The 5,108-nt window shown below is 67.4% G+C and carries 6 protein-coding genes; all 6 read left to right on the top strand.

All coding sequences use genetic code 11. The annotated features are described in order from the left end of the window. The coding region (locus tag AC2VOG_RS09695) for a sulfotransferase family protein (protein ID WP_486939691.1) at window positions 1-741 on the top strand (741 nt) is incomplete at its 5' end. Between the two features lie 9 nt (window positions 742-750). Next, on the top strand, window positions 751-2,034 hold the full coding sequence (locus tag AC2VOG_RS09690) for a glycosyltransferase (protein ID WP_486939690.1): 1,284 nt from the start codon (window positions 751-753) through the stop codon (window positions 2,032-2,034). 61 nt (window positions 2,035-2,095) lie between these two features. After that, window positions 2,096-3,025 (top strand): ATP-binding cassette domain-containing protein, encoded by a 930-nt coding sequence (locus tag AC2VOG_RS09685; RefSeq protein ID WP_486939689.1) that lies wholly within the window; start codon window positions 2,096-2,098, stop codon window positions 3,023-3,025. Continuing rightward, the gene (locus AC2VOG_RS09680) at window positions 3,022-3,792 is read left to right on the top strand and encodes an ABC transporter permease (protein WP_486939688.1); all 771 of its coding nucleotides are present in this window, start codon (window positions 3,022-3,024) and stop codon (window positions 3,790-3,792) included. The genes AC2VOG_RS09685 and AC2VOG_RS09680 overlap by 4 nt, the downstream gene beginning before the upstream one ends. Next, the gene (locus AC2VOG_RS09675; RefSeq protein WP_486939687.1) at window positions 3,789-4,580 is read left to right on the top strand and encodes an ABC transporter permease; all 792 of its coding nucleotides are present in this window, start codon (window positions 3,789-3,791) and stop codon (window positions 4,578-4,580) included. Before AC2VOG_RS09680 ends, AC2VOG_RS09675 begins: the two co-directional genes overlap by 4 nt. Window positions 4,581-4,682: 102 nt before the next feature. Then, a partial coding sequence (locus AC2VOG_RS09670) for a TylF/MycF/NovP-related O-methyltransferase (protein WP_486939686.1) occupies window positions 4,683-5,108 on the top strand: 426 nt, incomplete at its 3' end.

Below are 5,108 nucleotides of genomic sequence, written 5' to 3'. Positions count from 1 at the left end.
AAGCACGACAACGGTGCGTTCGACGACTCGACGAACGCCGCCTGGGTCGCGAAGGTCAAGGCGTTTTTGACCACGCTGCCGGACGCGCCGATCGTCGTGATCAAGGAGCCGAAGTTGACCACGGTGTCCGGCATCTGGTTCGAGGCGGCGCGTCAGGCCGGGTTCGACGTCGCCGCAGTCATTGCCGTCCGCCACCCGGTGGAAGTCATCGGATCGCTGGAAAAGCACGCCGCCGGTCAGAATTACGTGCAAGCCTCCCCTGAGCTGGCGAGCGCCTGGTGGCTGACCTACACGCTGCTCGCCGAGAAGGGCACGCGCGGCGTGCCGCGGGTGTTCGTCGAGTACACCAACCTCATGGACGACTGGCGCCGGGAAGTGAAACGGATTTCCGCCGCCCTCGACATCGATCTCAGCGCCCGAGACGAGGGCGCAATCGACGAATTTCTCACCCCCGCCCTTCGGCACCACCGGCACGGCGGCCCGGCGCCAGAGCCGTTCGGCACAGACTGGATGTCTGCGACCTACGCAACGCTCAGCGCGGCCGCGCGCGACGAGCCCTGGGACGAGTCCGCGCTGGATCGCGTCGCGCACGCGTATCGAGCGGCCGAACACGGCTTCCGCACCGCGTTCGAGGATTCCCGCCGCTATGTGCGGCTCAACCGGCTCATGCCGCCGGTCCTGGTGAAGCTGGCCCTGGAGGCGCTCGCACTGGCCCACCGGCGCCGCGGAACCTGGGCCTAGGTAGCCGCGATGAAGTGTGTGCTGGCCTTTTACGGAACTCGCGGCGACGTCGAACCGGGCGTCGCCCTCGGCCGTGAACTGCTACGCCGCGGCCACGACGTGTGCATCGCCGTCCCGCCCGATCTGGTCGGCTTCGCCGAGGCTGCTGGGCTGCCGGCGGTCGCCTACGGGCCGGCGGTGCAGGACTGGCTGGAATCGACCCGCAACTTCTGGGCGTATTTCTTCCGCAACTTCTGGAAAGTCCGGGATGTGCTCGCATTTCTGCGCGAAGCCCGCGAACCCGGCACCCGGTGCTGGGGGCAGATGAGCACGCTGCTGACAGCCCTGGCGGACGGCGCCGACCTGCTGGTCACCGGCATGAGCTACCAAGAACTTGCGGTCAACGTCGCAGAGTATCGACGCGTTCCGCTGGCCACGGTGCTCTGGTTTCCGATCCGGGTCAACGGCCACGTCGTTCCGACGCTGCCGGCGCCGGTGCTCCGCTCGGCGATGACCGCCTACGAATGGCTGGTGTGGCGCGGCGTCAAAAAGGTCGACGCCGCGCAGCGCCGTGAACTCGGCCTGCCCAAGGCCACCGGCCCCGCGCCCCGCCGGATCGCCGAACGTGGATCGCTGGAAATTCAGGCCTACGACCAGGTGTGCTTTCCCGGGCTGGACGACGAATGGGCGACGTGGAACGAGCGGCGGCCGGCACAGCGGCCCTTCGTCGGCACGCTGACTCTTGCGTCGGCGACGGACGCCGACGACGAGGTCGCGGCCTGGATCGCCGCGGGAACACCGCCGATCTGCTTCGGGTTCGGCAGCATCCCGGTGCAATCTCCGGCCGACATGATCGCGATGATCAGCGCGGCCTGCGCACAGTTGGGCGAGCGGGCGTTGGTGTGCGCCGCCGCATCCGACTTCAGCGATGTCCCACACTCCGACCAGGTCAAGGTGGTCGGCGCGATGAACTATGCGACAGTCTTTCCGTCCTGCCGCGCGGTGGTGCACCACGGCGGCGCCGGCACCACCGCGGCGGGCCTGCGCGCCGGCGTCCCCACCTTGATCCTCTGGATGGCCGACGTCCAGGTGATTTGGGGAGCCGCGGTCAAAAGGCTGAAAGTAGGTACCGCCCGGCGCTTTTCGACCACGACGGAGAAGTCGCTGGTCGCAGACCTTCGCACCATTCTCGACCCGCGGTACGCCGCCCGTGCCCGCGAGGTGGCCGGCCAGATGACCAACCCCGCCGAAAGCGTGGCCATCGCGGCCGATCGCGCCGAAGATTTCGCCCGCCTGCGGCGCACTGGCGGGTAGCCCACGACGAGCTGCCGGGTTTCTGTTCAACACTCGTCTAACTGGCCGTATCATCTGACCCGTGATCGAGCTCCACGGCGTAGCCAAGACGTTCGACGGGACGATTCATGCATTGCAGGACGTCACCTACTCGGTTCCGACGGGGTCGGTCTGCGCCCTGCTCGGCCATAACGGTGCCGGTAAGACGACCACGATCAAGATCCTTTCGACACTGCTGCGGCCCACCTCCGGCCAGGCGATCGTGGCGGGCTACGACGTCGTCCGACAACCCGCCCAGGTACGCGCACACATCGGGACCACCGGGCAGCTCGCCGCGCTCGACTGGCAGCTGACCGGGCGGGAGAACCTGGTGCTGTTCGGACGACTCCGGGGAATGCGGCGTAAACACGCGCACCTGCGGGCCGACGCACTGATCGATCGGTTCGACATGGCGCACGCCGCCGATCGGCGGGTGGGCACCTATTCGGTCGGCATGCGACGCCGCATCGACATCGCCGCCGCGTTGGTGGTTCCGCCGAAAGTGCTGTTCCTCGACGAGCCGACCACCGGGTTGGACCCGCGTAGCCGCCGCGACGTGTGGGACCTGGTGTCATCGCTGTCCGCCCAAGGTGTCACCGTCCTGCTCACCACGCAGTACCTCGAAGAGGCCGACGTACTCAGCGATTCGATCGTCGTCATCAACGGGGGTCGCGTTGTTGCCAGCGGGACCGCCGAGGAACTCAAGCGCCGGGTGGGATTCAGCTACTGCACGGTGAGTCCGGTCAACCCGAGCGAGCTGTCCAGGATCTTCGACGTGGTCGCCGACCTCGACGGCGCTCAAGCCGATCGCGAGGAGAACACCGTGTCGGTGCTGGCGTCCGACGGCGTCGCGACCTTCGCCGAGGTATTTCGCCGGGTCGACCAGCTTGGCGTCGAACTGCTGGACATCTCGCTGCGTAAGCCGTCCCTGGACGAGGCCTTTCTGCGCCTCACCGGAAGTGTCACCGCGTGACCGCACTCGCGGCGCTGACCGAGCGCATGCTGCTCAGCACGCTCCGCGACGATCTACCGTTCGCGATTGTCGCACCGGCCGGCAACTTCGTCGTCTTCAACTTCGCGTTGCGCAATGTGATCGACACCGGCCAGATGAGCTACCCCCAGTACCTGCTACCCGTCATCATCATCCAGGTGATGCTGCTCGGCGCACTGACAACCGTCGACCGGGCCGCCCGAGATCACTGCTCCGACTTTGGGATTCGGCTGCGTACGCTTCCGATACCCACGGCGGTGCCGCTGATCGCCCGGATGTTGTACTGCCTCTTCCGCGGCGCCCTCGCCCTGCTCGCGGGGATCGCCGTCGGGTACGTGTTCGGCTTCCGACTGGACGGCGGGCTGATGTACGTGGCGGGTTTCGCCGTGCTTGTCCTGACGTTGACGCTGGCCGTCTCACTTGGTGCCGACGCAACAGGCACCGGGATCGCCGGAGCCGGGATCGCCGGAGCCGAGATGGGCAGCAACGGCGGTGCCAGTCAGTTGCTGCTGGTCCCCCAACTGCTGCTGGTAATGCTGTCCACCGGGATGGCGCCGGTTGACGCATTCCCCGACTGGCTGCATCCGTTCGTCCGCTACCAGCCCGTCTCGGAAGTGACGGAAACCCTGCGAGGGCTGTCCACCGGTCACGTCGCGGTAGGCAATCTGGCGACCAGCGTGACGTGGTGCGTCGGGCTGCTGGTGGTCTTCGGTGCGCTCGCGGTGCGGATGCAGAAGCGGACGCAATGACCGCAAACACACCGCTGCGCAGTTCACTGCCCGCCGAAAGCCTGCTGTTCGCCGGCCGGCTGGTGACCCATTGGCGGCGAGCCCCGACGGTGCCGGTCCAGGCTCTGCTGTTTCCGACCTTTCTGCTGATCACCTACAAACTGCTGGTCGGCAGGTCCATCGTGCGGATCACCGGCACGGACAGTCTCTACGGCTTGGTGCCGATGTGCGCCGTCGCCGGTGCGATGTTGGGGGCGCTGGGGGCCGGCCTCACCATCATCGGCGAGCGCGACAGCGGTCTGCTCAGCCAGTTGTGGGAGCTGCCGGTGCACCGGGCGAGCGCGCTGGTCGGCAGGCTGCTCGCGGAGGCTGCGCGCACGTTCGTCGGCGCTGCCCTGATCACCGTGGTGGGCGTGGGGTTCGGACTTCGGTTCGAGGCTGGCTGGCTTTCGGTGATCCCGTTCCTGCTGGTCCCGGTGCTCATCGTGGTCGTCTTCAGCACGGCAGTCATTGCGATCGCGGTGCGTGCGCGAACCAGTGCCCCGCTGTTCTGGCTGGCGGTGCCGTCCATCGCGCTGGTGTTCTCCAGCTCCGGCATTCCTCCGGTTGCACTGCTGCCCGGGTGGATGCGGCCGCTGGTCCCACTCCAGCCGATGTGGGCGACGATCGAGTCCATGCGGGCACTGGCCCTGGGCCGGCCGGCACTGTTTCCGCTGTTGCTGACCCTCACGTGGGCGTTGGGCCTGGCCGCGGTGGTCGGGCCGCTGGCGGTCCGCGGTTATCGCGCCGCGGCCGAATCCGGGCACTGAAGACGCCGCGGGCGCCGGGGACCCGATCTCGGAATACTCTTCTACACACGTCCAATGACCGTTTAGACTCGGCGCCGGAAACGCTGCGAGACAGGGGCAGGCATGACACTGACCACGTACGACGTCCGATCGCTGTACCTGGATCTGATCCGACGCAACCTCACCAGGTACGGAATGCACGAACGGATGCCGGTGGACTGGCCGCTGCGCCGACGGCTGCTGTTCAAGACCGTCAACCGCATCAACGCCATGCGCGCGGGCGGTGGGAGGCTCGATGCGCGCAACCGCGAGCTGGGGCTGGACTGGCCGGCCGAGGCCGAGACGATGATCGGCATGCAAAGGCTCACCAGCCTGCAGCAATGCGTCGAGACCGTGCTGGCCGACGACATTCCCGGCGATCTGGTCGAATGTGGAGTCTGGCGTGGCGGGGCTTGCATCCTGATGCGCGCGGTTCTCGCGGCCTACGGAGACCAGACGCGAAGCGTCTGGCTGGCCGACTCATTCCAGGGCGTGCCCCGCTCAGACCCG

It is taken from the genome of Mycobacterium sp. TH-M11 (assembly GCF_057473725.1).
Note: the sequence above shows the minus strand (reverse complement) of the source record. Positions and strands in the feature narration are given on the sequence as shown.

Coding starts and splice junctions, on each gene's coding strand:
- AC2VOG_RS09690 (WP_486939690.1), top strand. CDS start 751: ATGAAGTGTGTGCTGGCCTTTTACGGAACTCGCGGCGACGTCGAACCG.
- AC2VOG_RS09675 (WP_486939687.1), top strand. CDS start 3,789: ATGACCGCAAACACACCGCTGCGCAGTTCACTGCCCGCCGAAAGCCTG.